Source organism: Lactonifactor sp. BIOML-A5 (genome assembly GCF_009677585.1).
Lineage (GTDB): Bacteria > Bacillota > Clostridia > Lachnospirales > Lachnospiraceae > Lactonifactor.
On sequence record NZ_WKYV01000003.1, the window covers coordinates 85,450 to 110,914 of the forward strand.

Below are 25,465 nucleotides of genomic sequence, written 5' to 3' on the forward strand. Positions count from 1 at the left end.
AGTCATTATGCTTCACCTACTTCCACTGGTAATTCTCCGCTTATAAGCTTTGGTAAAAGAGTATCTCTTATTTCAGCCAAAACAGCATTTTCTTCTTTTAGTTTTGCAATTTTCTGCTCTATAGGTTTTGCTATTTCTTCAAATCGCAACTGAAGCTCCATTGGAGGTACGATTATATCAAACATTTTAAATGCTTCAAACGGAAAATTCTGGCGTGTTGTACCTATAGCATGGTGCTTGATATTTTCTAAAAACATAGGCTGTTTCATATAATAATAGAAAAAAGTTGGGGTTATGGTCTCTTTCAATTCGAAGACAACATATATTGGGCTTACTAACCCAACATCAAAATCAGTCAGCATAGCAATGGAACCAATATTTGCTCTAGCAGGATTGTATGCCACTTGATTTCGTCTAACAATTTTGTAGTTTACAGTTGATTTACTATATACCTGTTTCGTGAAAACATCATCAGATAGTTTGAATTCTCCTTCTTTTATAACCGAAAGCACTGGGTAATCGTTGTTATTTTTATTTTTCTCTTTTACTTCAAAAACTCTTTCGAAAACATTAGACCGTTCCCAATTCATAGGAATGCCGTTTTGTAATTCTCCAGTAGGATTTGGATAATTAAAATCATAAAACCAATTATAATATATAGAGTTAATAGTATCCGCAAGCATTGAGACCTGTTTCTTGTTAGATTCGATTTTATCTTCATAGCCAGATAATATTGCACCAATATCATCTTGTTCCTTTTTAGACAGATCAGGAATCGGTATTTTATTTAAGTTAGCTTGATTTAATTTTGGCTGTGCAGAACCTGTAATATATTCTGAAATATCAGTGCTATTTAACCAATAACATAAAAATCTTAAATTGGAGTGTTCATTGGCTGTTACAATATGTGCGTGATTGTTAACCCAAAACTTTCCCGATACAATTGTAGCTATAGGCAATTTACGAGAACGGAGATTCTCTCCATCCTCTGCAATCAACATATATTCTCCATCGAAAAGATATCTATCGACATAGTCGATTATACCTTGAGCACCATAATAAGGATATACCTTATCTATGTTTTCTCTTTGTTTTGAAGACAAAGGGACACGCATATAATCGTAGTTTATTATTAAATCACCTAGTAACATAACATTAGCCCCTTTCTTAATCAATTTTCCAGCCATATTTCAACAATTGAACGGATATACTCTCATCAAGCCTTCTAGACTCTTTTCTAATATTTGACAACTGTTTTGTCAATCTTTCCATTTTCTCTTCAAACGGCTCAACATCTACTTCAATATGAGCAACACCAACATAACTAGAAGGAGTTAGATTATAATCTTTAGCTCTTATTTCTTTAAGAGTAGCAACTTTCCAAAAACCTTGCTTATCTTCATAGGTTATTTCTGCACCATCTGCTCTTATTGCTTTCTTTTCATGATTTCTGAAAGCATGATAAATTGATGTAATATCATCGATGGTTTTATCTGTTAATTTTCGTTGTGTACGGCTATCTTCTAGTGGTTCAGTTTCCATATTGCGTGCATCAATAAAGAGTATTTCACCATGTCTATCACGATGCCCATTTTTTAATTTGTTTCTTGTTATAAACCAAAGGCATACAGGAATAGAGGTGGTCGAAAATAATCCACCTGGTAAGGTTACAATACAATCAATTTTGTCATCTTCTATTAAGTTTTTACGAATTGTGTATTCGCTTATAGTGGACGACGAAAGAGAACCATTAGCAAGAACAAAACCAGCTGTACCGCTCGGAGCCAAGTGATATAGCATATGTAGAATCCAAGCGTAGTTAGCGTTACCTGCAGGAGGGATTCCGTATTTCCCCCAACGTGGATCATCAATTAAACGCTCGCCTCCCCAATCGCTTATGTTGAATGGGGGATTGGCCATGATGTAGTCCGCCTTAAGATTTTTGTGTTGATCATTGTGGAATGAGTCGGCATTCTGCTGACCTAAATTCGCATCTATACCACGAATGGCAAGATTCATTTTGCAAAGTCTCCATGTATTATAATTAAGGCGTGTAACCTCCTTTGCCAAAGACCATGAACAGGAATTCATCCGTATAGTTATGAATAATTCAGAAAAGGAACTTGCCAAAGAACTCCGCCAAAGTCAAAAGGAGTACGAACAAGCACAGACTCGCATTGCTGACATAGACAAAATCATTCGACAGCTATATGAAGACAATGTGATGGGCAAAATTCCCGAAGAGCGTTTTTACAAGATGTCAGCTGAATATGAAGCCGAGCAGAAGGTTCTGGAAGAAAGGATAATCAAATTAAAACATACCATTGATACTGCAAATGAACAGTCCCTCAATACCGACCGCTTTTTGGCACTGGTTAAAAAGTACACAGAAATTACAGAATTGGATGCAGAGATTATCCGAGAGTTCATTGACAAAATTATAGTATTTAAGGCTGAAAAGGTAGATGGCCGCAGAACCCAGCGGATTCAAATTTTCTATAACTGCATTGGCGCTATCGACTTACCAAAATAAACGAAAAAACGGCATAGCCGCAAATCTACGACTATGCCGAATTTTTCAGGAATTAATAATCCCTATCTGACCGCTCCAAATGAGGGTATCTTTTTGTCTCCGACAGTTAAAACTCCAGCATAACCTTAATCACCGGCTCAGGTCTTTTGTCAGCCATATCCATAGCCTCCTGCATCTTTTCTATGGGATATCTCTGTGTGATAAACTGGCTGGTATCTATTAATCCCTTTGCCATGCAGTCTACCACTACCATGTAATCCTCATAGGTATACATATTTGACCCTATCAGGGAGATCTCTTTGCTCTGGATAAGTTCATAGGGCGCTCTCTCACTGTTTTGCATAAGTGCTATCTCTGAGATAACTCCGCCTCTTTTAGTGAGTTTCGCCGCCTCCTCCACCACCGGTCCGTTGCCAAAGGCAAGAAATGTTATGTCAACTCCTTTACCCTCTGTAATCTCCATTATTTTTTCTTCCAGGCTCTCTTTTGTGCTGTTGATAACATGGGTGCAGCCCATCTTGCCCGCTGCCTCCAGATTAAAATCCACCACATCTGTCATTATAATGCATCTGGGATTGCAGGCCCTCACACTTAACAGTATGCCCAGACCAATTGTCCCTGCCCCTATAATCAGCACGGTATCACTGATAGAGATACGATTCTGCCTTACCGCATGCATACCAACCGCTATAGGTTCGATCAATGCGCCCTGCTCAAAGCTGACCTCCTTTTTAAGCGGCACAATTGTCTTCTCGGGAACCACAACAAATTCTCCGAAAGAGCCGCTCCATCCATTAGATCCCAGTACTTTTTTATCCCTGCAAATATTGTATCTGCCTGCTCTGCAGGCTGGGCACTCTCCGCAGCCATATTGAGGTTCTGCCGTCACCCGGTCTCCGGGCTTATATTTTGTGACGCCTTTTCCCACTTCCACAATGATGCCGGCAAACTCATGTCCGGACACTACCGGTGGGATACGAAAGGGATGTTTGCCATGAAATGCATGGACCTCTGAACCGCAGATTCCCGTTGCCTTCACCTGAATCTTAACATCTGTATCATTTACGATTTGAGGTTCCTCTACTTCTTTAAAATAAGCTGCTCCCGGTTTTTCTATGAATCCTGCCCTCATACCTAAAATTTCCTTTCTACCATTCTTCCATTGCCAGATCTGCGATATGTTCTGCCGTTATTCCATTCATTTCCAGAAGGCGTTCATAGGGGGCGGACATACCGAACCTATCCTGTACACCGACCCGTTTTACCCTGGCCCCTCCGGCTTCTGCAGCTGTCTCACAGACAGCGCTTCCAAGTCCATTTAATATGTTATGATCTTCTACCGTTATGATTCTGCCGATATCTTTTATGCAGCTCATAACAGCATCCGTATCCAGAGGCTTGATTGTATGCATATCCAGCACTCTTGCAGACAGCCCCCTCTGTTCCAGAATATCCTTTGCCTTCAGTGCAATGCAAACCGTATCTCCATTGGCAATGATAGCAACGTCTTTTCCCTCGGAAAGACGCACAGCTTTCCCGATTTCGAATTTTGTCTCCCCGCTGTAGATTACAGGAACCGCATCTCTGGTAAACCGCAGATACATAGGTCCATAGGTATTGGCCGCTTCTCTGACCAATGCTTTGGCGGCATAGTAATCAGCCGGCATAATCACGGTCATATTGGGGATGGTACGGTAGACCCCCATGTCCTCGATACTCTGATGGCTGGCTCCGTCATTGGCCGGTGTCAGTCCCCCGTGTGAGCAGGCAATCTTCACATTCAGATTCGGGTAGCATATCTCCTGACGCACCTGCTCTCCCATACGCAGGCTTCCGAATACTGCATAGGTTACCACAAAGGGGATCTTTCCAGTGGTGGCAAGACCTGCAGCTACGCCCGCACCATTCTGCTCGGCTATTCCCACATTCACATGCTGCCTGGGGAACTTTTTTGCAAACTCTCCTGTCTTACAGGACTTTCCAATATCAATATCCACCACATAGATATCTTTGTTCTCTTTTCCCAGTTCTGCTATGGCCTCTCCAAATCCATCCCGGGTTGCAATTTTCTTTGTCTCCATATCTAAAATCCCCTTTCCAGCTCTTCCACCGCAATTTTATACTGCTCCTCATTAGGCGCCATCCCGTGCCATCCCAACTGATTCTCCATATAGGACACACCTTTTCCCTTGATGGTATGGGCATTTATACATTTGGGTCTTCCCGTTTTGGATTCCCTGATTTTATCTAGGGTATCCACTACTTCCTGCATATTGTTTCCGTCAATCTCGTAGGTCTCATACCCAAAGGCCTCAAACTTTTTCGTCAGATCCAGATGGGGAATCACCTGGTCACAGGTTCCGTCCAGCTGCAGGCTGTTATTGTCTATCATAACGGTTAAGTTGTCCAGGTTCCACGCATTGCCGGCCATAACCGCCTCCCAGATCTGGCCTTCGTCCAGTTCTCCGTCCCCAACCATTACAAATACCCGGTAGTCTTTCTTATCTCTCTTACCGGCCAGAGCCATACCCACACCGCAGGACAGCCCCTGTCCCAGAGAACCGGTTGAGATATCAATACCCGGACACTTTTTCATATCCGGATGCCCCTGCAGAATGGACCCTTCCTTCCGAAGTGTGTGGAAAATCTCTCTGTCAAAATATCCAAGACTTCCTAAGGCGGCATACTGGATGGGGCATGCATGCCCTTTGGACAGAATAAACCGATCTCTGTCAGACCATTTCGGGTTCCGGGGATCAAGATTCATTTCTCTGTAGTATAAAGCAGTTATAAGGTCTGCCGCAGAAAATGCACCCCCCGGATGGCCTGACTGAGCTTCATAGATCATAGCCAGTGCTGTCTTTCGCAATTCCTTTGCCTGCTCTTTCAATTCTTCTACGCTCATATTTTTCATACATTTCACCTCGTCATCTATTATTCAAACATCATAACATGGGATGTTTGAAATCAAAAAAATTTCTCTTACTCCAATGCAAGTCTTGGATATCCAGCTTACATTGGAGTTTTCAATATTCACCTGAACTAGCCAAGAAGTTTTGGCAAAAACATAGACAGTACAGGAATATATGTGGTCAAAAGCAGCGCTACAATGGATGCCGCTACAAAAGGCAATACTGCTTTTGAAATCTCCTTGAGGGATACATTGGCAATACCGCAGCCCACATAAAGGTTTACCCCGACCGGAGGGGTTATCAGTCCTATGGCCATATTCATTACCATGATACACCCCAGATGTACACCGTCGATGCCAAGCGAAATAGCAACGGGATAAAGAATAGGCACTAAAATATACGATGCTGAGTTGGCGTCTATAAAGCACCCGGCTATTAGCAGAATAACATTGATAATCAGCAGGAAGATATATTTGTTTCCTCCGCTTACCTGAATCAGCATGTTGCTGGCTGAAGCGGCAAGACCTGTAACCGTGAGAACCCATGCAAACAGGCTGGCAGTTCCTACAATAAACATGACAACTGCTGTCTGTGATACAGAGTCAGCCAAAAGTCTTTTAATATCTTTTAACGTAATAGACTTATAGATAAACAATCCCACGATTAATCCGTAGACAGCAGACACTGCTGCTGCTTCTGTGGGGGTAAAGATCCCTCCGTATATGCCCCCCAGAATAATAACCGGCATGAGAAGCCCCCAGAAAGCATCTTTAAATGCCGTCCACTTTTCTTTGCCTGTTGCCTTGGGCAATAGCTTCAGCTCTTCTTTCCGGCTCACCCACACCATAGCAATTACCAGCATAACCCCCATTAAGATGCCCGGTACAATGCCTGACGCAAAGAGTGAGCCTACGGAGTTTCCTGTAATGGATCCATAGATAACAAATGTAATTGACGGAGGGATAATAATCCCGATAGCCCCGGCAGTTGACATTAAGGCGGTTGAACTGGCTTTATTGTATCCCACCCTTGTCATTGCGGGAATAATAATCATCCCCAGCGCCGCAACAGTAGCCGGTCCGGAACCTGAAATAGCCGCAAAGAAGCATGCCACAATAACACAAACCATAGCCATTCCGCTTTTTTTGTGCCCTACCAGGGTTCTGCAGAAGTCAATCAGTCTCTGGGAGATCCCGCTTTTTTCCATAATATTTCCGCCTAATATAAAAAATGGTATGGCCAGTAATACAAATTTACTGGTTGAGGAATATAAATTGCTGGATACCATGGAAACCGGCAGATTCTCATACAGCAGCGTCAGAATGCTTGACACACCCAGGGAAAGTCCTATGGGAACATTTAGAAGAAGCAGTATAAAAAAGGATCCAAATAAGATCAAAGCTACCATTATTCTTTGTTCTCCTTTCTCTTATAAACCTGTATAAACAGCTGAATATAACGGATCAGCAAAACTACACCGCTGATGGGGATAAACATACCGAACAGCCACTCCGGCCACTGCATTCCTGCTGTTGTCTGCTTCAGGGTATACTCCTGGTAGGCCATAAGCACTCCGTAATAGAGCATTACGCCTCCAAATACAGCCCCAAGCAAATGCCCAAGCAAAGTGAACCACTTTTGTTTTTCTTTTGAGAGCAAATCTGTCAAAACCGTTAATCCCAGATGCGCCCCTCTTTTTGCAGCTACTGCGGCACCTGTTAAACTGATAATTACTAATCCTAATGAGGTCAGTTCCTCCACAAATGGCATAGAACTGTGAAATATGTATCTGGCAAATACATTAATACAAGTTAATAAAGTCATGATCAGCAAAATCGCCGAGCAAAAATTATCTTCAAGTTCTCCTATGAATTTTTTCATATCTACTACTCCTTTTCAGCCAGTGCAAGGCACGTCACATGTTGGTCAGCTTTTCCGCTCCTGTGCCCGCCGGTCTATTTCACACCGAAGGCAGTGCAGGCTTCTGAACCATATATCCCCTTATACTCATCAACCAGTGGCTGTACTACTGCCTTGAAAGCAGTAATATCGTCTTCTGTGAATGTATAAATCTCACATCCGTTTTCTTTCTCAAACTTTTTCTCCAGCTGAGCTTCTTCTTCTGCAATCTCCTTGTTCATCTCCTTTGTTGCCTCTTCTACACATTCCCGGATCAGGTCCTGCGTATCCTGGCTCAAAGTATCAAATTTCTTTGCATTAGCCATGAATGTAAATGCCTCATAGGTATGCTTTGAAATAGATATATATTTCTGAACCTCCTGAACGTTTGCTGAATTAATAGTACTTAGAGAATTGTCATGTCCGTCAATCGTGCCCTGCTGGAGCGCGGTAAATACCTCGGACCATGACATAGCCTGGGGAGATGCCCCAAAAGCTTCATAGAATGCACTGAAAAAATCTCCACCGGGAATACGGATTTTGAGCCCTTTCAAGTCCTCGGGTTTTTCTACTGGGTGCTTGCTGTTGGTTATAGCTTTAAACCCATTATGTACAGCGCCCAGATAATATACCCCTTTCTTCTGCAGCACGGAATCAATATACTCTCCCCCTGCACCGTAAAAGGCATCCTCTGCAGCCTGATAATCCGAAAACAGCCAGGGCAGTGTACTCACCATGAGACTATTGTCCAGATTGGAAATAATGCTGGTTGAGTGTACATCCAGATCTACGGTTCCGTCGCACAGCATCTCCAGTCCCTTTGACATATTCCCTCCCGCCAGCTGGTCGTTCGGATATACGGTTACCGTTATTTCCCCCCCGGATTTCTGATTCACTTTCTCAGCAAATAATTTTGCTGCTTTTGTGTCATTCGCAGTATCTGTTCCATTGCAGCTCAATTTCAGACTGACAGTATCAAAATCACCTTCCACTGCTTCTGCACTGCTGCCCCCCGCAGAAGCATCGGTTTCCCCGGAATCTCCCGAACTGCTCCCACACCCAGATATCAAACCAATTGCCATGACTGCACATAAAATTGAACAAACTACTCTTTTCTTCATACGCTTCTCCTTTACATTTTTCTTTTTTGCATCCTTTCATCCTAACATGGGATGTTATGACGTAAATATAGCATCTGGGACCTGGAATGTCAATGTATTTATTCACATTTTACACTTTGCACTATTTTTCCTCTATATTTTTAGTTATTATTTTACTTTCTCCGCTTATTTTTCTGCTCTCCTTTCGTCATTTCATTCCTTCCCCGCCGGTTCCTCGCACAGACACCCCCTCATACTATGAAAGGGCCTGAAGCTCCTGCACTTACAGGCTGCTTCAGACCCTCTCCCGGTCCACGTATCAGCGGTATATATCTTTCCAGTAAAAATAGCTGTCATTTATAGCTGCATACAGGGCATTAATATCATCTCCCTGAAGTTTTTCCACCAGATTTTTATGGGTGTAAATCAGATACTGCTTATCTCCTTTGGCAATTACCCGCTCTATGGTATGGTACCTTGATTCTCTCGTCAGCTGCACAATAACATCATGCACCACTAAAACCAGAGAATTATTCGTAGCCTTTGCTATCTCCTCATGAAAATCAATATCCGCATCGGCAACTTTGGCAATATCGGGTGTCTCTTTTTCCAGTTCCTTCACCAGGAGATCACATTTACAGCCAATTTTATTCCAGGTTTCCTGGGATACTTTCTTTTCCATTAACAGATGCATAACGCCGTTTTCAATTATTTTCCGAAGATCGATCAGTTCGTCATAACTGTTTTCCTTCTGCAGAATAATCTGATAGATTGCCGGGTTTATAATCTGTGGAGAAAATCCGTCACATACGAAGGTTCCTTCCGCCCTGCGTATCTCCAGCACCCCATATGCCACTAAGATCCGAATGGCCTCTCTCACTGTATTTCTCCCTACATTAAACATGGCACTAAGCTCCGGCTCTGTTGGAATCTTATCCCCCGGCCTCAATTCTCCATCTATAATGGCACCTGATATCCGGTCTATTACAATCTGCACCATTGATTTTGTATTTATTGGAGATAAATATCTTTTTCCCATAGTTTCGCCTCTTTTCGCTTAATATCAAATTATTCTATATCGACCAGGCATTTTATCCCGAGTCAATTTCATCGCTCTTCACAGACAGATATTTCGTATTTTTAGTATATATCACACAAAACTAATTGTCCACAGCAAATGCTTTTCGTGACTTTTTATAATTTGTACCAATGGTAGCTAAATAATCTGGATCTACAGATCGTTAAATACATAACAAAATGGACCGCTGAAAAGCTTTCATTTTACAGCGATCCATAGATCTATTGATATACCAAACATTGCCTCTGTTCGTTCAGCTACTCCTGAAAATATGTCCCTTTTATAAGTTCATTAATATTGTTCTCGTCCCGGTTCAGCAGCATACAGTATATTTTCTCATGGGCTTCATACAATTCCATACCCCTTCCGGTTTCTACCATCCTTGTTACCGTATCCAGACGTACCCCGTGAGTCAGCACCCTTACTACCTTATTAATCTTATCGACCAGTGGATTGTATCCCATAGCCGATACGGCATCATGGAATTGATTATCTGCTTCAAAGATAGCATCTATATTTCCCAGACCCTTTTGAATTTCTTCCTTGAGAACAAATAAGTGGTTCTCAAGATCCTTCAGCTCTTTTTCCTGGTATTTCTGCATTGCCAGGTGGACCACCCCTACCTCGATTAATTCTCTTAGTTCCATAAGGTTTTCGTAGTCGTCTGTCTTATCCAGGATAATTCCATAAACCATAGGGTCAATCATGCTCTCGGAAAATCCCTCACAGACAAAGGTTCCCTCTGCTCTGCGTATCTCCAGCACCCCCAGATATACCAGAATTTTAATTGCCTCGCGTATGGAATTGCGTCCCACGCCCAATGATTCTGACAGCTCCATCTCTGTGGGGATCTTGTCTCCTGGCTTTAATTGTTTTGTCAGCATCGCATCGGTGAGACAGTTAATAACCCTCTGCACCACGGATTCGCTGTTCAGTCTTTTTAAATAACTTGCCCGTTCTACCATAATTAGAACTCTCCATTTCCGATTTATGTCGCTACATCCTATAATATACATATTACTTTAAAGCAATCCATTGAATTTGTCAATTATTTATCAGAAGGAATTGGGGCAGATCAAGAAGAGGGTATGTACCTTTGCTAAAAAGTACACACCCCGTTCTTCCTTTAGGAGAAATTAATCCATATGGGAACCGCCATTGATATCTATTTCTTCTCCTGTAATATAGGACGCTTCCTTAGATGCCAGGAAGACAATGGCATTGGCTACTTCCTGGGTTTCTCCTGGCCGTCCCATAGGGATATCACTGATAATCTTATCTGCCGCTTCCTGAGGAAGAGACTTCCAGATCTCTGTATTGATTAATCCGGGACACACACTGTTAATAGTAATCCCTTCTGACGATATTTCTCTGGACAGATTTTTAGAGAATGCGAGAACTGCTGCTTTAGACGCAGAATAATGGGCGCCGCCGAATACTCCTCCGCCTCTTTTTCCGGATACTGAAGAAAGGTTCACAATTCTGCCGTATTTTGCCGCCCGCATAGGCTTCATACATGCCTGGGTACACAAAAATAGCCCGAACATATTAACATTAAAGATTCGCTTCATATCCTCCAGCGTCATATCCTCTACTGTGACCTTTTGGGAGATGCCTGCATTATTTACTAATACATCGATCCTTCCGAACCTATCCATAACAGTATCTGCCATAGACTGTACCGATTCCGGAGATGTGATATCTACTGTGATTCCAAAAGCCTTTCCTCCGGCTGCCTCTATATCTGCAACCGATGCTTTCACTCCCTCGCTGTTCATATCGGCAACTACCACCGTTGCTCCCTGTCCGGCAAAGGTAAGAGCGATGGTCTTACCGATTCCTTTTGGTGAACCACTTCCTGTAACAATTACTACCTGTCCGTTAAAGTCTAACATTTCTTACGCTTCCTTTCTATCCTATATAATATGTAGGATGTTAAAACTTATTATTTAGTGAGTTTTTCTGCAATAGCAACTATATTCTCCACGGTAATTCCGTTCATCTCCAGCAGTCTTTCGTAAGGAGCAGACTGGCCGAACTGATCCTGAATGCCCACACGCTTGACTATGCCTTTCCCTGCCTCTGAAGCTACCTCACAGACCGCGCTTCCAAGCCCGTTCATAATATTGTGGTCTTCTACCGTGATAATTCTACCTATGTTTTCCACGCAGTCCATAACCGCTTCTGTATCCAGAGGCTTAATGGTATGCATATCCAATACCTTTGCCTTGATTCCCTTTGCCTCCAGCTCATTTGCTGCTTTTACAGCAATATTTACGGTATCTCCATTTGCAATTATCGCAACATCTGTTCCGTCTTTTACCAGATTGGCCTTTCCGATTTCAAATTCCGTATTCTCATCGTATATTACGGGGACCGCATCCCTGGTAAACCTCAGATAACATGGGCCGTCCATCTCTGCTGCCTTTTTTACCAGCGTCTTCGCAGCGTAATAGTCAGCCGGCATGATAACAGTCATGTTAGGAATAGTGCGCAGTACCCCCATATCCTCTATACTCTGGTGGCTGGCTCCGTCATTGGCAGGGGTCACTCCCCCGTGAGAGCACGCAATCTTTACATTGAGTTTTGGATAGCAGATCTCCTGACGAATCATCTCGCACATTCTCAGGGAGCCGAAGACTGCATAGGTAACCACAAAGGGGATTTTGCCGCAGGTTGCCATGCCCGCTGCCACTCCGGCACCGTTCTGCTCCGCAATGCCTACATTGAAGTACTGTTTTGGAAGTTCCTCCCGGAATTTGCCTGTCTTACAGGATTTTCCTATATCGATGTCCACCACATAAATGTCTTTATTCTGTTTTCCCAGGGCAACGATCTCTTCTCCGAATCCATCTCTGGTTGCTTTCTTTACTTCGCTCATTTTAATCCCTCCATTAAATAGCACTCAGCTGTTCTTCTAATTCCTTCATAGCCTGCTCGTACTGCGCATCGTTAGGTGCCACTCCATGCCAGCCGCACTGATTTTCCATAAAGGAGATTCCATGGCCTTTTACAGTATTTGCAAAGATACATTTGGGTTTTCCGTTCTTAGCAGCCCGGACCTTATCCAGTGCAGCTACAATTTCTTCCATATTGTGACCGTCAATAGTTAATGTTTCAAAGCCGAAAGCCTCGAACTTTTTGCCGAGATTGATATTCGGCATAACCTCATCAGTAGTTCCGTCCAGCTGAAGGTTATTATTGTCCACAAATACCACCAGATTGTCCAGCTGATACTTATTTGCTGTCTGTGCAGCCTCCCAGATTTCGCCTTCCTGGCATTCTCCGTCTCCAACTACCACAAATACACGGTACTCTTTTTGATCCGCTTTGCCTGCCACTGCCATACCTACACCGCAGGCAAGCCCCTGTCCCAGAGATCCTGTGGAGATATCAATCCCTGGACATTTCTTCATATCCGGATGCCCCTGGAGAATAGATCCTTCTTTCCGAAGTGTATCCAATTCCTTCTCGTCAAAATAGCCGAGTGTTGCCAGCGCCGCATACTGGATAGGGCACACATGTCCCTTGGACAGAACAAATCTGTCCCTGTCCTCCCATTTTGGGTTCCCGGGATTCAGGTTCATCTCCCGAAAGTACAGGGCTGTTACAAAATCAGCTGCTGACAGTGAGCCTCCCGGATGGCCAGACTGAGCTTTGTAAATCATGGTCAAAACCTTTTTTTTCAGCTCAATACACTGTTTTTCCAATTCTTTTACGCTTACATCTCTCATTGCAATCCTCCTCTTTCTATACCAATGCTAATGAAATTTGTGGTATGTAGGTAATTAATAGTAACACTATAATAGAAGTAATCAGGAGCGGAACCACCGCTTTTGATATCTGTTTCAGGTTCACATCGCCTACACCGCAGGCTACATATAAGTTAACACCTACCGGCGGAGTGAACAGTCCGATTGCCAGGTTTACAATCATAACCACGCCCAGATGTACCATGTCTACTCCCAGTGCCTGGGCAACCGGTACGAACAATGGTGTGAAGATATAAAGTGCTGAGGTAGAGTCCAGGAAACATCCCGCAATCAGCAGAAGAATGTTTACAATCAGGAAGAATACTATGACGTTGCCACCTGTTGCATTCTGGAGCGCTGTACTGATGGCAACATCCAGCCTTGCTCTCGTAAGGACATATGCAAATAAGCTTGCTGCCGCTGTTATGAACATTACGGTAGCTGTTGTTGACGTAGAGTCCACTAAAATCGCATATAATTCTTTTAGTTTTATGGTCTTATAAATGAAAATTCCTACAAACAGCCCGTATACCGCGGAGACTGCTGCAGCCTCTGTGGGAGTAAAGATTCCTCCGTAGATACCACCCAGGATGATGACCGGCATCAAAAGCCCCCAGAACGCATCCTTAAAGGCCTGCCAGCGTTCTTTCCCCGTGGCTTTCGGAAGTGTCTTCAGCTTTGTCTTTCTGCCTACCAGCAGCGCTGTGATTAACAGCCCGGCCCCCATCAGGATTCCCGGGAGCACACCGGCAATAAACAGTGTACCGATAGAGGTATCAGAGATAGAACCATACACTACAAAGGTAATAGACGGAGGGATAATAACACCGATGGCTCCCGCCGCCGCCATAAGTGCCGCCGCAAATGCCGGTTTATAACCAGCCTTGATCATTGCCGGAACAATGATGAGTCCCAGTGCCGCAACGGTTGCCGGACCAGATCCTGAAATGGCCGCAAAGAAACAGGCAACGATGACACACACCATAGCCATGCCTCCTCTGATATGGCCTACACAAACCTCAGCCAGGCGAATCAGTTTTTGGGAGATTCCTGCCTTTTCCATTATATTTCCGCCCAGAATAAAGAATGGTATTGCAAGCAGTACAAACTTGCTGGTGGAAGAGGATACCAGACGGGGAAGGCTGCTCATAATCGCCTCCAAAGGCCGGCCGGCTCCCTGAACAATCATAGAAATCACACTGGAGGCACCCAGGCATACTGCTATGGGGGCTCCGATTAATAAAAGTACCGCGAATGTTATAAATAATACTGCTGCTACCATTATTCTTTTACCTCCTTACCAGGTTTCCATTTTATGGATTCTATCAGGTTCTGTCCGAATCGGATCAAAACAAAGAAGGAACCAAATGGCACAAAGGAACCGAAAATCCATTCCGGCCACTGCATTGCCGCAGTCACCTGCCCTAACTCTATCTGGCTTTTTACCATCAAGATGCCATAATAAAAGATGGCAAAGGTAAAGGCCACTGCAAACCCATATCCAATAATCTCCATGATTTTACGTATTCTGGGGTTTACCAAATCCGTTATAATAGTCAGGCCCAGATGAGCCTTTCTTTTTGCCGCGATTGCTGTGCCCAGCAGGCTTAATAAAACAAATAAATATGTTGTAATTTCTTCCGAAAATGAGAAGGATGCGCTGAATACATATCTGGACACTACATTGGCAAAGACCAGTACAGTCATGGTACCCAGGCATATTACAGACAATATTTCTTCTATTCTTTTCAAAATACCCATAAGATTACTCCCTTTCCCTTTCTCGTTTACTTAATCTGGAACGCGCTGCAGGCCTCTTCCCCATATTTCTTAATGAACTTTTGTCTGGAGGATTCTACTGCCGCCTTGAAGTCTGCCAACTCCTCATCCGTCAGTTCGGTTACCTTCATGCCTCCGTCGATAAAGCCCTGCACCATTTCCTTTTCTTCTTTTTCTACCGTATCACGTCCCCACTCACAGGCTTCTGTTGCCTTTTCCTGTAAGAGTTCTCTTGTCTTTGGTTCCAGCGCATTCCATATATCAGTATTTGCTACAAACAAATCATTTTCATAGCTGTAATTCCAAAGTGTCATATAGGGCTGAATCTCATCCATTTTGGCTGATTCCGTTATGCTCACACCGTTTTCCTGCCCGTCAATAGTACCCTGCTGGATAGCGGTAAATACTTCACTCCAGCTCATGGCCACGGGATCTACCTTCAGTGTGCGGAAGAAGTCCATATAGACCTCACTGCCCGGAACACGAATCTTTAACCCCTTAATATCCTCAGGCGTTTTTACTTCTTTTTTACTGTTTGTCAGCTGCCGAAAGCCATTATGGAAAGATCCTAAATATGTAATTCCCTTCTTTTCCAAAATTCCTGCATAATATTCTCCGCCTGTGGAATCAATAATTTCTCTCGCCTCCTGATAGCTGTCAAAGCTCCAGGGGATCGTTGCTATAGATAGCTGATTGTCAAGGGCTGCCATGGTGCAGGTGGCATAGGCTGCCAAATCCGCACCCCCTACTGCAATCATTTCCACTCCTTTTGTAGCATTTCCTCCGGCCAGCTGATCGTTGGGGTACACAGCCACTGTAACTTTTCCGCCGGAAGCTTCTTCTACCAGTTCAGAAAATTTGTCTGCCACCCTGGTGTCAATCTGAATGTCTGTTCCATTGACTGCCATCACCAGTTCTATCTCCTGGTAATCATTGTCACCAGAATCTGACAGTACAGTCTCCGTGGAACTCTGGCAACCCGATAATGACACTGCCGCTGCCAAAGCTGCCATTATCATTCCCACCAATTTTGCCTTCATAAGATATAATTCTCCTTCCCACTCTCTTTTCATCCTTTGTAGGATGTTATACATACTATATATCATGGATTTCCAAAAAAGTCAATATCCTTTATCCATTTTACCTGTTTTACACAATTTTGTCTCCTCCTATTTGTGCACTATGACGATTTCTCCTCTTCTCTTTTTTGTTGTACAATATGTCTAGTGCAGTGTTTCATATCTCTGGTTATACGCAGCTGTATGCCATTTGGTCTGTTATTCCGCATTGCTCTATGTATAAGGATACATAATACTTACTTATCAGGAGATTCTAACTATGAAAAGAATCGGAGGAACCCCATTATGAATATTTTATTACTCACAACCGGAGGGACGATCGCCTCACAAGAGGGCGTAGGAGGTCTCATTCCGGCGATCTCCTCTCAGAGTCTGCTTTCTCATGTTGCAGATTTGAATCATAAGCACAACATTCACCACGAGGAAATTCTGAATATGGACAGTTCTAACATTCAGCCCGAAGAATGGCAGCTTATAGCCGGGAGGATATACGAAGCACTTCCCTCCTATGACGGAATCATCGTTACCCATGGCACAGATACCATGGCTTACACCGCGGCCGCTGTCAGTTTTATGCTGCAGAACCTTAATAAAAGTATTGTATTTACCGGCTCCCAGGTACCTATCGACAATCCGCTGACAGATGCTAAAACCAATCTCTATACTGCTGTCGCTGCAATTGAAAATGGGATTCTGGGAGTTACCGTTGCCTTTAACCGTAAAATCATCAACGGAACCCGGGCCGTCAAAATCAGTACTCTTGGATTCAATGCTTTTGAAAGCGTAAACTCTGCCTGTATGGGAGAGGTCTTCGCCGACGGAATGCGGGTATACCGCACCAGCACTTCCTGTCTGGATAACGACCGTCCGGTGCAGTTTACTCCCGCTCTCTGCAAAGACGTTTTTCTCCTGAAACTTCTGCCGGGGACAAAGCCCGAAGTCTTTGACATGATTGTTCAGCTCGGCTACAAAGGCGTTGTTATGGAAGTATTCGGCGCCGGAGGACTGCACTACGCCCATCGAAACCTGCTGGACAAGCTGGAAATGCTTCATAAAAAAGGAGTCGCCGTGGCCGTATGCAGTCAATGCACTTACGAACGGTGCGATTTGTCCATCTACGATATTGGCCAGCGCCTCCTGGAGCGCAAAGTAATCCCCTGCCATGACATGACCACAGAAGCCGCTGCGGTAAAGCTTATGTGGGCACTGACCAAGACAAGGGATTTAGATAAACTGCAGGAAATGTTTGATACGAATTTTGTTGGGGAAGTATATTTGGGGACGTGTTCTTTCTAGAAAGAACACGTCCCCAAATATACTCAGCCTGTCCCCAATTAGAACTGGTCTGTCCCTTATTCAAATTTATTGTATACTACCCTCTCTTCCCAACTTTTTTTCTCCCTGGGAACTCCAGTCTCCTTTGGAACCCCTATTGGCAATATCGCTCTTACGGTTTTCTCCTGTGGCACGCTCAGCAGCCTGTGGATTCTTTCTGCTTTTCCATCCAGTTTTAGCATTCCATCCAGCCAGACTGTGGCGTACCCCAGAGCAGTAACTGCAAGCAGGATATTCTCTACAGCAGCACCGTAATCTTCCAGTTCAAAGGTCTGCCCTGTGGGGGTAACGATTTCTTCTGTAAGGATTACTAGGATTACGGGTGCCGTTCTGGTCACCTTAGAAGGCAGTATTTCTGCAATTTTTTCTCTCAGACTGTCTTCTGTCACTATCACAAAGCTTGTGGATTGACAGTTGCACCCTGAAGGTGCCTTTAGACCCGCGGCAACTATCCTGCGGATGTTTTCATCCGGTATTTTCCCATTTGAAAATTCCTTTCTATAGCTGTATCTTGAAGACAATGCCTCAAATATGTCCATATATACTTCCTCCTGTTCCATTTATAAAAGCATCTGATTCTAGTTTATAAGATTAAACAGCAGAGTAAAAAATAAGTCGAGCCCTGCCAGGACTACCAGAATACGAATAAAGATAATCTGTTTTCTGCTGTGTCTTTTTCTATATTGTATTTCTGCCTTCTCCTCCTCTTCTGCTTCTTCTTCAATCTCGTCCGGGACTTCTACATTCCTCATAACTTCCTGAATCAATTCCATCGCTCTCTCTGCGTCCTGTTCGTCTACATAAATGTCCTGTCCATAGATGGAAAACCCATATTCGATTTCCATAAACCCGCCGCTCCCAGGCCCCTGTTTGAAAGACGAAATGCCGTTTCCCTCCAAAAGATTCATCAGAATCCCCGCTTCAACTTTGTCAGCTGCTGAATAAATTTTTACCGGCCTCATTGCTTCCATATACTCCACCCTCCCTGTTATGTCCTAAAGAATGCTATGATAATTTTACCATAATTTTCTATCTATTTCTACATTATACCTATTTATATCTTCCATCTTAATCGTGTTGCTTATTTTATGTGTAAAATATTATTTTTTCATTAAATCCATTGACTTCTCGCACTTCACCGGTTCATACTAATTATATAAAAAAGAAAGGGAGGGATTGCCGATGGATATTACACTGTCGGAGGAGATTGACCCGGAGTTTCTGGAAATAGTGCAATGTATTCTGGATGATGCCGAATTCAAAAAATTGAACTACTATAAGCAGCATCTGAAAACTACACGTTTCATGCACAGCCTGAACGTTTCATACGTCTCCTGGCTGCTGGCAAAAAGGTTCGGCTGCGACGCCGCTGCTGCAGCCCGGGCAGGTCTGCTTCATGACTTTTTCTTATATAACTTTGGAGAGAAGCGGGATACAAAAGAACTCCAGGCCTTCTACCATCCAAAAGTTGCGGCCAAAAACAGTGCTGACCGCTTTGATATCTCAGAGAAAGAGCGCCTCGCAATTTTATCGCATATGTTTCCGCTGGGGCCATTGCCCAGAAGCCGTGAGGCCTGGCTTATTAGCTGTGCGGATAAGCTTTGCGCTTCTTCTGAGTTATTCCGATTTCAGATTTTCCTTGCAAAAGGAAATCGTGTCGTGGTCAGCCCCACATAAACGGTGTGCAGCAAGTATGGCAGCTGCAAAGGGATCCATTTCCTTTTGCAGCTGCTTTCTATTACAAAGGTAAATGGCCCCAAGCGGCCCCTCCCCGGCGCAAGTCCGCCTTGCCGGACTCTTTTTTTATTTTTTTAAATCATTTTAGCTCCCCCATACGTTCTACTATATAAGGGGACGCCCTTAGGAGGATAAACTTGACGCGTGAAGATAAGATTTTAAAGGATCTAAAGTCTGGTACATCGGACGGACTGGAAGAGTTAATAGAAGGATACTACCCCGAAATACTTCGGTACTGTATATGGCACACCCCCGACAGGGCTGCCGCAGAAGATGCTGTGCAGGAAACCTTTCTGAAGGTCATCCGCTATATGGATCAGTATACCCATCGGGGCAAATTCCGTGCCTTTTTATATAAGGTGGCTTCCAACACCTGCAAGGATATATGGAGGAGCAGAAAACCCTCAGCTCCCTTGAGTGAGGGTACTGCATATACAGAAGCTGCGTTTGAAACTGTGGAATCTGATGTGGATCTGAGACTGTTGACAGCACGTCTGCCGGATGGCCAGAGGGAAGTTCTGCTGCTTCGCTTTGCCCAGGAGCTGACGCTTAGAGAAATCGCCAAAGTACTGGACCTTCCCCTTCGGACCGTACAGTCAAGGCTCAGAGCTGCTCTGAAAGCTTTAGAAAAGCAGATAGGGAAAGGAGATTACTATCCATGAAAAAGCCGCTCAAACAAACACTCCGCAATTCTCTCCAGGACTGTAAGAGGTACCCGGATAACAGGGACGCTCTTACCCGGATACTGCCCCTGGTCAGGCAGGAGTATAAAGTGCGTACACAACGCCAAAGTATCCCTTTTGGAGAATTTCTGCTCAGGCAGATTGCGTTTCTGGGAAAAAGGGTGTGGTTCTCCCAGGCCCTTCTTTTATTCCTGCTGTGCCTTTTGGTAAATACAGGTTATAACATACGTTCTGGTATTACAAGGCTGACCTTCGTTCCATTTCTCCTTGGGTGTTGTTCTGTCATCCTCCTTACAGCAGCAGTGCCCATGCTTTACCGGTCTGTCCGGTTTCAAATGCTGGAGACAGAGGCGGCCACACGCTTCTCTGTATCCAGGCTCCTGCTGGCAAGACTATGCATTATAGGATCCGGAGACTTAGTCATGCTGGGAGCACTTTTATTATTTGCAGTTCAAAAATCCGGACTGTCACCGGGTGGAATTCTTTTGTATCTTCTGGTTCCGTTTTTACTGACAGCTAGCGGATACCTGGCAATCCTGGCCCATATGGCATACCGGTTCTTCCCTTATCTGGGAAGCGCTATGAGTGCCTGTCTGTTAGCGGGACTCTGCTATCTGAAAAAATGGCAGCCAGCATTTTACGGACACACCTTCACCCCCGGATGGGGAATGGTTTGTCTGATTCTGCTATTGTTCTGTATGTGGCAGATAAAAACCATCAGCCGAAGGGAACGTTTTATAGAAGGACGGTTTCGTCTCGGCTGATACAATATCTATTAGGAGTGTACTATTTATGAAATTATGTATAGAACATTTATCGAAGAATTTTCAGGACAAAAAAGCGGTAGATGACGTATCCCTCCGGATAACCCCCGGGGTCTGGGGGCTGCTGGGGGCCAACGGAGCCGGAAAAACCACCCTGATACGTATGATTGCGGGCATCCTGGTTCCCAGCTCCGGCAAGATCACCTATGACGGAATAGATATCCGGGATCTGGGAGAGAGCTACCGCAGTATATTTGGATATCTCCCCCAGGAATTTGGGTTCTATCCGGAGTTTACGGTAAAGGATTATCTGGAATATATGGCTGCATTAAAGGGTCTAAGCAGGCAGAAAACACGGGAGAAAATAGATCTGCTGCTGGATACTCTTTCTCTGAGTGATGTTCGGAAAAAACGAATCGTCAAACTTTCCGGAGGCATGAAGCGCCGGGTGGGAATTGCCCAGGCACTTCTGAATGATCCGGAGGTTCTGATTCTGGACGAACCCACCAGCGGCCTGGATCCGGGCGAAAGGGTCAGATTCCGCAATCTTCTTTCAGAGTTTGCCCAGGATCGAATTGTGCTTATCTCCACACATATTGTATCCGATGTTGAGTACATTGCCACCTGCAATGCCATTATGAAGGATGGGGGTATTATCGCCGAAGGCACTACGGAGGAACTGGTACTGGAAATGGAGGGACGAGTGTGGAACGGGACAATCCCTGACACTGAGCTTCTGAAATATGAAAGAGAGAACAGAATTGTCAATCTGCGCAATGAAGCCGGACATAAAATCTCTGTTCGTTATATTTCCGATGATCCTGTTCTGCCCTGCTCTGTGCCTGCTTCCCCCAGGCTGGAGGATCTTTACCTGTGGCTTTTCCCGCAGGATACTCACAGAGAGGAGGATATGAAGCATGAATTTATGGAAGGCTGAATTAAAACGTGTGCTGAAGACACGTTCCGTAAGAATCCTGCTGCCTGCTGCACTGCTCCTCTCTGTATTGATGGCATACTTCCCTGTATCCTTTGTAACATACACGTATCTTGATGATAAGAAGCAGGAGGTCACGATCACAGGGCTTGAAGCCATTCAGATGAAAAAGGAAAGCCGGAAAGATTTTTCCGGCGTGATCACACCGGAATTGCTCTCCCGTGCTCTTCTGCAATATCAGGAAACGGAAAATGCCTATGGAGACATTAATGATCCCGACTTTTCTCTGGACATCTACAACCAAAACATCTATCCTTTGGGTTCTCTGATTATGAGAATGCGGGAAGTCTATGTCGATCCAAAGACGGGCGTAGCCAAAGAAGCCTCCGCGCTGGGCAGTGAAGATGCACTGGGCTTTTACGAACAGTGTCCTGTTCATCTGAAGGAGCTTATGAAAATGGAGCAAACAGACTATCCCTCCGCACAAAAAATTGCCGATTCACTTTTTGAAAAGGTTACCTTTCCATACGAATACTATCCCGGATACGATTCCAATGCACTTGAATACGTAGGGCTTTGCATATTTCTGCTGATACTTATCTGCACATTTATCGCCTCAACTGTGTTCGCGGCAGACTATCAGACAGGGGCGGACGATATCATCCGGTGTACCAGATATGGAAAACTGCGCCTTGCGGTTGTTAAAATTTCCTCTGCCCTGCTGATTTTTACAGTAACTTTTGCTGTTTGTATCGGAATATTTTCATTAATCTCCAACACTGCCTTTGGGTGGGAATGCAGGAAAACGTCCCTGCAGATTATTGAGTCTTCCGTCTGTCTGACTGCCCTGAATCTGGGACAGGTACAGAACCTGGTGATCTTTGCAGGCTTTTTAACTCTTTTAGCTACCGTAAGTTTCACCCTTTTTCTGTCCTCCAAATGCCGCAGCAATACTACAGCCATCGGTTTGTCCATTGTATTTCTGGTAGCTCCCTCATTTTTGTACATGTTCTTCGGCGGGGAGGCTACCAAATGGATCCGCTGTCTGCTGCCTTCCGGGGGAACAGGCATGAGCAACAGCTTTTTTTATACATTAATCAGCTTTGAGTTCCTGCATCTAGGAGATGCCAGCTTCCTGCCAGGACAAATTATGCTCATTGCAGCAGCCATAGAAATCCCTTTGTTTCTCCTGCTCACTGTGGTCTCCTACTGCAGACATATCAGCAGATAAAAACCATTATAATACCCCCGGCTGTATCTTTGACAGCCGGGGGGGACCTCATCTCTTTATATATTTCTGGGTGTATGGACAAACCTCTATACATTTCCCGCAGAGTGTTATATCCTCCCCAATATTCTCCCCGGAAATCTTCCTTGCAGCATCTCTGCATCTGGCAAAATCATACAGCCTCTCTCTGGCTATTCCCGGCTCCCAGACCTCACCTTTCACCGCCGTCCCGGGACAGGCATCCTGGCAGGCACGGCAGGACCCGCAGGCGGATGCAGTCACAGGAGAAGCGCAGGTTACAGGTGCATCCGTCAGTATGGAAGTAAGACGAACAGCACTGCCGTATTCCTTAGTAATCAAAAGAGCGCACTTTCCGATCCACCCCAGCCCGCTCTGAACTGCCACTGTTTTATGAGGGAGCTTTGTACGGTACTGGCTGTCCTGCTTCACAACATCAGAGGTCTGACCAATAGCCTGATATCCGCAGCTTTTCAGATAGTCGGCCCCAAGACGTGCCAGAGCGTCCAGCCTTGCATTCCACTTATGATATGTATCAAAATATTCCCGGGTAGGTCCGTGGGTAATTCCCCTTACAATCTCTTTTGGAAGCTTCAGGGCAATCGATACGCCATATGGCATATCTCCCGTCCCAAAGCCGCTCATATCCCCAAATCCAACCAGGGATGCTCCCTGTTCCCTCAAAATCCTTATCAATTCCGATTCCATAAACTTCATAACATTTCCTCCGCAGTTATTCGTATTGTATGAATCCATTTCTAAGTAAAAGATAACACTGTGTAGGGGAAAACACAAGGGACAGGTCTGATCCATTTGGGGACACCCCTGCCTGATTTTGGGACGTGTTCTTTCTAAAAGGAACACGTCCCCTTTTTACATTCGCCTTGACTAACTCTTGTGCAATATGGTATGGTTCTTATAGTACCAATTGGTCACAATTGAATATTTCGTACAAAGAACTTATATATACCCATAATTGGATGGGCGTTTCTACCAACTACCGTAATAGTTGCCTATAAGTTTTCACTGGCTATGCCGTTGTGGAAATAAAGGAACTTACCGGTGGTTTTTTTATTGCTTTTTTATCCCCTAAAAAGGCTTCAGCGGCTTTTCCAGAGTGCGGAGTACACATTATGTAGCCTTTCAGGCGATGGAGGAATGGAGGAAAATTGAATATGAGTTCAGGAGAAAAAGGCAATGCTTTGGAAAGAATTTTTCACTTGAAAGAAAACCACACGACGGTGAAAACAGAGGTTGTTGCAGGTATCACTACATTTATGACGATGGCCTATATTCTGGCCGTGAACCCTAATATTCTGGGGGAGACGGGGATGGACAGCGGCGCGGTTTTTACCGCTACGGCGCTGGCGGCCCTGATTGCTACTTTGTTGATGGCTGCTTTTTCTAATTATCCCTTTGTACTGGCACCAGGTATGGGGCTGAATGCTTACTTTGCCTATACGGTTGTCATGCAGATGGGATATAGCTGGCAGATGGCTCTGGCGGCTGTATTTACAGAAGGTATTATTTTTATCATATTATCACTCACTAATGTCCGGGAGGCTATCTTTAATGCAATTCCTATGAATCTGAAGCACGCAGTTTCCGTAGGTATCGGGCTTTTTATCGCCTTTATCGGTCTGCAGAACGCGAAAATTGTTGTGGGGAGCGCCACTTTGGTCTCTGTCTATTCTTTTAAGGGTGCACTTGGGGACGGCACCTTCCGTTCCATAGGTATCACAGTTGTGCTGGCACTCATCGGCGTCCTGATCACAGCTATCCTGGTAGCTAAAAATATTAAAGGCAATATCCTGTGGGGTATACTTGCCACATGGGTCCTGGGAATTATCTGTGAGCTGACAGGGCTTTATGTACCTGACGCGGAACTGGGAATGTTCAGTGTAATCCCCAGCTTTGCAGGCGGTCTTTCTGTGCCCAGTCTTGCTCCTACCTTTATGCATATGGATTTTAAGGGAATTTTTTCAGTGAATTTCCTTGTAATTATATTTGCTTTCCTCTTTGTGGATCTCTTCGACACCCTTGGAACTCTGATTGGTGTTGCATCCAAAGCGGATATGCTGGACAAAGACGGAAAACTTCCCAAAATTAAGGGAGCTTTGATGGCAGACGCGGTTGGTACTTCCGTAGGCGCCGTGCTGGGTACCTCTACCACTACCACTTTTGTGGAGAGTGCAGCAGGTGTCTCAGAGGGTGGAAGAACCGGGCTTACTTCTGTAGTGGCCGCTATTCTCTTCGGACTATCCCTGTTTCTGTCACCTATCTTCCTGGCAATCCCGTCTTTTGCCACTGCGCCGGCACTTATTATTGTGGGATTCCTGATGATAACATCTATTACTAAGATTAATTTTGACGATTTCACTGAGGCAATTCCAGCCTATATCTGCATCATTGCCATGCCTTTTATGTACAGTATTTCTGAAGGCATTGCCATGGGCGTTATCTCTTATGTGGTAATCAATCTGGCTACAGGGAAAGTAAAAGAAAAGAAAATCAGTTTACTAATGTATATACTGGCCATTCTATTTGTGCTGAAGTATATCCTGATTTAATAAAGCAACACAGAAAGTTCTCCATACAGCAAAGGCTCCGGGAAATGCACACCCCCCGGAGCCG

General features: G+C 44.5%; 27 protein-coding genes and 1 riboswitch. Of the genes, 8 read left to right on the forward strand and 19 right to left on the reverse strand.

What is annotated here, in order from left to right:
* Window positions 1-5: 5 nt before the first annotated feature.
* On the reverse strand, window positions 6-1,151 hold the full coding sequence (locus GKG41_RS03020; protein WP_154257003.1) for a restriction endonuclease subunit S: 1,146 nt from the start codon (window positions 1,149-1,151) through the stop codon (window positions 6-8).
* 16 nt (window positions 1,152-1,167) lie between these two features.
* Window positions 1,168-2,019, reverse strand: a complete 852-nt coding sequence (locus GKG41_RS03025) for an N-6 DNA methylase (protein WP_243140997.1) — start codon at window positions 2,017-2,019, stop codon at window positions 1,168-1,170.
* An 82-nt stretch (window positions 2,020-2,101) separates the two neighbouring features.
* On the opposite strand from GKG41_RS03025, the gene GKG41_RS03030 reads away from it, so the two are divergent.
* Window positions 2,102-2,533: a DUF4368 domain-containing protein gene (locus GKG41_RS03030; protein ID WP_243140996.1), complete on the forward strand. Its 432-nt coding sequence runs from the start codon at window positions 2,102-2,104 to the stop codon at window positions 2,531-2,533.
* 106 nt (window positions 2,534-2,639) lie between these two features.
* Here GKG41_RS03030 and GKG41_RS03035 read toward each other — a convergent pair whose 3' ends face one another.
* The 14 genes from GKG41_RS03035 to GKG41_RS03100 form a co-directional block, all read right to left on the reverse strand.
* Complete coding sequence (locus GKG41_RS03035; RefSeq protein ID WP_154257004.1) at window positions 2,640-3,665, reverse strand: alcohol dehydrogenase catalytic domain-containing protein; 1,026 nt, start codon at window positions 3,663-3,665, stop codon at window positions 2,640-2,642.
* Between the two features lie 16 nt (window positions 3,666-3,681).
* Window positions 3,682-4,614 carry a transketolase C-terminal domain-containing protein gene (locus GKG41_RS03040; protein ID WP_154257005.1) on the reverse strand — a complete coding sequence of 311 codons (933 nt, stop codon included), beginning with the start codon at window positions 4,612-4,614 and terminating at the stop codon, window positions 3,682-3,684.
* A 2-nt stretch (window positions 4,615-4,616) separates the two neighbouring features.
* A complete protein-coding gene (locus tag GKG41_RS03045; protein WP_154257006.1) occupies window positions 4,617-5,447 on the reverse strand; it encodes a transketolase in 831 nt (276 codons plus the stop codon).
* Window positions 5,448-5,575: 128 nt separating this feature from the next.
* The gene (locus tag GKG41_RS03050) at window positions 5,576-6,853 is read right to left on the reverse strand and encodes a TRAP transporter large permease (RefSeq protein ID WP_154257007.1); all 1,278 of its coding nucleotides are present in this window, start codon (window positions 6,851-6,853) and stop codon (window positions 5,576-5,578) included.
* Complete coding sequence (locus GKG41_RS03055) at window positions 6,853-7,326, reverse strand: TRAP transporter small permease (protein WP_154257008.1); 474 nt, start codon at window positions 7,324-7,326, stop codon at window positions 6,853-6,855. The genes GKG41_RS03050 and GKG41_RS03055 overlap by 1 nt, the downstream gene beginning before the upstream one ends.
* A 74-nt stretch (window positions 7,327-7,400) precedes the next feature.
* Window positions 7,401-8,465, reverse strand: coding sequence for a DctP family TRAP transporter solute-binding subunit (locus GKG41_RS03060; protein WP_154257009.1), 1,065 nt, complete (start codon window positions 8,463-8,465; stop codon window positions 7,401-7,403).
* A 298-nt stretch (window positions 8,466-8,763) separates the two neighbouring features.
* Complete coding sequence (locus GKG41_RS03065; protein ID WP_154257010.1) at window positions 8,764-9,483, reverse strand: GntR family transcriptional regulator; 720 nt, start codon at window positions 9,481-9,483, stop codon at window positions 8,764-8,766.
* 296 nt (window positions 9,484-9,779) lie between these two features.
* The gene (locus tag GKG41_RS03070) at window positions 9,780-10,487 is read right to left on the reverse strand and encodes a GntR family transcriptional regulator (protein ID WP_154257011.1); all 708 of its coding nucleotides are present in this window, start codon (window positions 10,485-10,487) and stop codon (window positions 9,780-9,782) included.
* Window positions 10,488-10,658: 171 nt separating this feature from the next.
* On the reverse strand, window positions 10,659-11,417 hold the full coding sequence (locus tag GKG41_RS03075; RefSeq protein WP_154257012.1) for an SDR family NAD(P)-dependent oxidoreductase: 759 nt from the start codon (window positions 11,415-11,417) through the stop codon (window positions 10,659-10,661).
* 50 nt (window positions 11,418-11,467) lie between these two features.
* Window positions 11,468-12,403: a transketolase C-terminal domain-containing protein gene (locus GKG41_RS03080; RefSeq protein ID WP_154257013.1), complete on the reverse strand. Its 936-nt coding sequence runs from the start codon at window positions 12,401-12,403 to the stop codon at window positions 11,468-11,470.
* 13 nt (window positions 12,404-12,416) lie between these two features.
* Window positions 12,417-13,256, reverse strand: a complete 840-nt coding sequence (locus GKG41_RS03085; RefSeq protein ID WP_154257014.1) for a transketolase — start codon at window positions 13,254-13,256, stop codon at window positions 12,417-12,419.
* 16 nt (window positions 13,257-13,272) lie between these two features.
* Window positions 13,273-14,556, reverse strand: a complete 1,284-nt coding sequence (locus tag GKG41_RS03090) for a TRAP transporter large permease (protein WP_154257015.1) — start codon at window positions 14,554-14,556, stop codon at window positions 13,273-13,275.
* On the reverse strand, window positions 14,556-15,035 hold the full coding sequence (locus GKG41_RS03095) for a TRAP transporter small permease (protein WP_154257016.1): 480 nt from the start codon (window positions 15,033-15,035) through the stop codon (window positions 14,556-14,558). Before GKG41_RS03095 ends, GKG41_RS03090 begins: the two co-directional genes overlap by 1 nt.
* Window positions 15,036-15,061: 26 nt before the next feature.
* Complete coding sequence (locus GKG41_RS03100; RefSeq protein WP_154257017.1) at window positions 15,062-16,093, reverse strand: DctP family TRAP transporter solute-binding subunit; 1,032 nt, start codon at window positions 16,091-16,093, stop codon at window positions 15,062-15,064.
* Between the two features lie 324 nt (window positions 16,094-16,417).
* Between GKG41_RS03100 and GKG41_RS03105 the strand changes: the two genes are divergently transcribed.
* Window positions 16,418-17,428, forward strand: coding sequence for an asparaginase (locus GKG41_RS03105; protein ID WP_154257018.1), 1,011 nt, complete (start codon window positions 16,418-16,420; stop codon window positions 17,426-17,428).
* 56 nt (window positions 17,429-17,484) lie between these two features.
* Here the strand turns inward: GKG41_RS03105 and GKG41_RS03110 are convergent, their stop codons facing one another.
* Together GKG41_RS03110 and GKG41_RS03115 are read right to left on the reverse strand one after the other, a co-directional pair.
* Window positions 17,485-18,006, reverse strand: coding sequence for a nitroreductase family protein (locus GKG41_RS03110; protein ID WP_173015563.1), 522 nt, complete (start codon window positions 18,004-18,006; stop codon window positions 17,485-17,487).
* Window positions 18,007-18,045: 39 nt separating this feature from the next.
* Window positions 18,046-18,438: a DUF2007 domain-containing protein gene (locus tag GKG41_RS03115; protein WP_154257020.1), complete on the reverse strand. Its 393-nt coding sequence runs from the start codon at window positions 18,436-18,438 to the stop codon at window positions 18,046-18,048.
* A 211-nt stretch (window positions 18,439-18,649) separates the two neighbouring features.
* Between GKG41_RS03115 and GKG41_RS03120 the strand changes: the two genes are divergently transcribed.
* The 5 genes from GKG41_RS03120 to GKG41_RS03140 all read left to right on the forward strand — a co-directional run bounded on the left by GKG41_RS03120 (window position 18,650) and on the right by GKG41_RS03140 (window position 22,816).
* The gene (locus GKG41_RS03120) at window positions 18,650-19,144 is read left to right on the forward strand and encodes an HD domain-containing protein (protein ID WP_154257021.1); all 495 of its coding nucleotides are present in this window, start codon (window positions 18,650-18,652) and stop codon (window positions 19,142-19,144) included.
* A gap of 197 nt (window positions 19,145-19,341) precedes the next feature.
* Window positions 19,342-19,866, forward strand: a complete 525-nt coding sequence (locus GKG41_RS03125) for an RNA polymerase sigma factor (RefSeq protein ID WP_154257022.1) — start codon at window positions 19,342-19,344, stop codon at window positions 19,864-19,866.
* A complete protein-coding gene (locus GKG41_RS03130) occupies window positions 19,863-20,651 on the forward strand; it encodes a hypothetical protein (protein ID WP_154257023.1) in 789 nt (262 codons plus the stop codon). The genes GKG41_RS03125 and GKG41_RS03130 overlap by 4 nt, the downstream gene beginning before the upstream one ends.
* A gap of 28 nt (window positions 20,652-20,679) precedes the next feature.
* Window positions 20,680-21,588 (forward strand): ABC transporter ATP-binding protein, encoded by a 909-nt coding sequence (locus GKG41_RS03135; RefSeq protein WP_154257024.1) that lies wholly within the window; start codon window positions 20,680-20,682, stop codon window positions 21,586-21,588.
* Window positions 21,569-22,816 (forward strand): ABC transporter permease subunit, encoded by a 1,248-nt coding sequence (locus GKG41_RS03140; RefSeq protein ID WP_154257025.1) that lies wholly within the window; start codon window positions 21,569-21,571, stop codon window positions 22,814-22,816. The genes GKG41_RS03135 and GKG41_RS03140 overlap by 20 nt, the downstream gene beginning before the upstream one ends.
* A 48-nt stretch (window positions 22,817-22,864) precedes the next feature.
* Here the strand turns inward: GKG41_RS03140 and GKG41_RS03145 are convergent, their stop codons facing one another.
* Window positions 22,865-23,548 carry a 4Fe-4S double cluster binding domain-containing protein gene (locus tag GKG41_RS03145; RefSeq protein ID WP_154257026.1) on the reverse strand — a complete coding sequence of 228 codons (684 nt, stop codon included), beginning with the start codon at window positions 23,546-23,548 and terminating at the stop codon, window positions 22,865-22,867.
* A 223-nt stretch (window positions 23,549-23,771) separates the two neighbouring features.
* Window positions 23,772-23,867: riboswitch (purine riboswitch) on the forward strand.
* Between the two features lie 139 nt (window positions 23,868-24,006).
* On the opposite strand from GKG41_RS03145, the gene GKG41_RS03150 reads away from it, so the two are divergent.
* Window positions 24,007-25,401, forward strand: coding sequence for an NCS2 family permease (locus GKG41_RS03150; RefSeq protein WP_154257027.1), 1,395 nt, complete (start codon window positions 24,007-24,009; stop codon window positions 25,399-25,401).
* Window positions 25,402-25,465 lie beyond the last annotated feature (64 nt).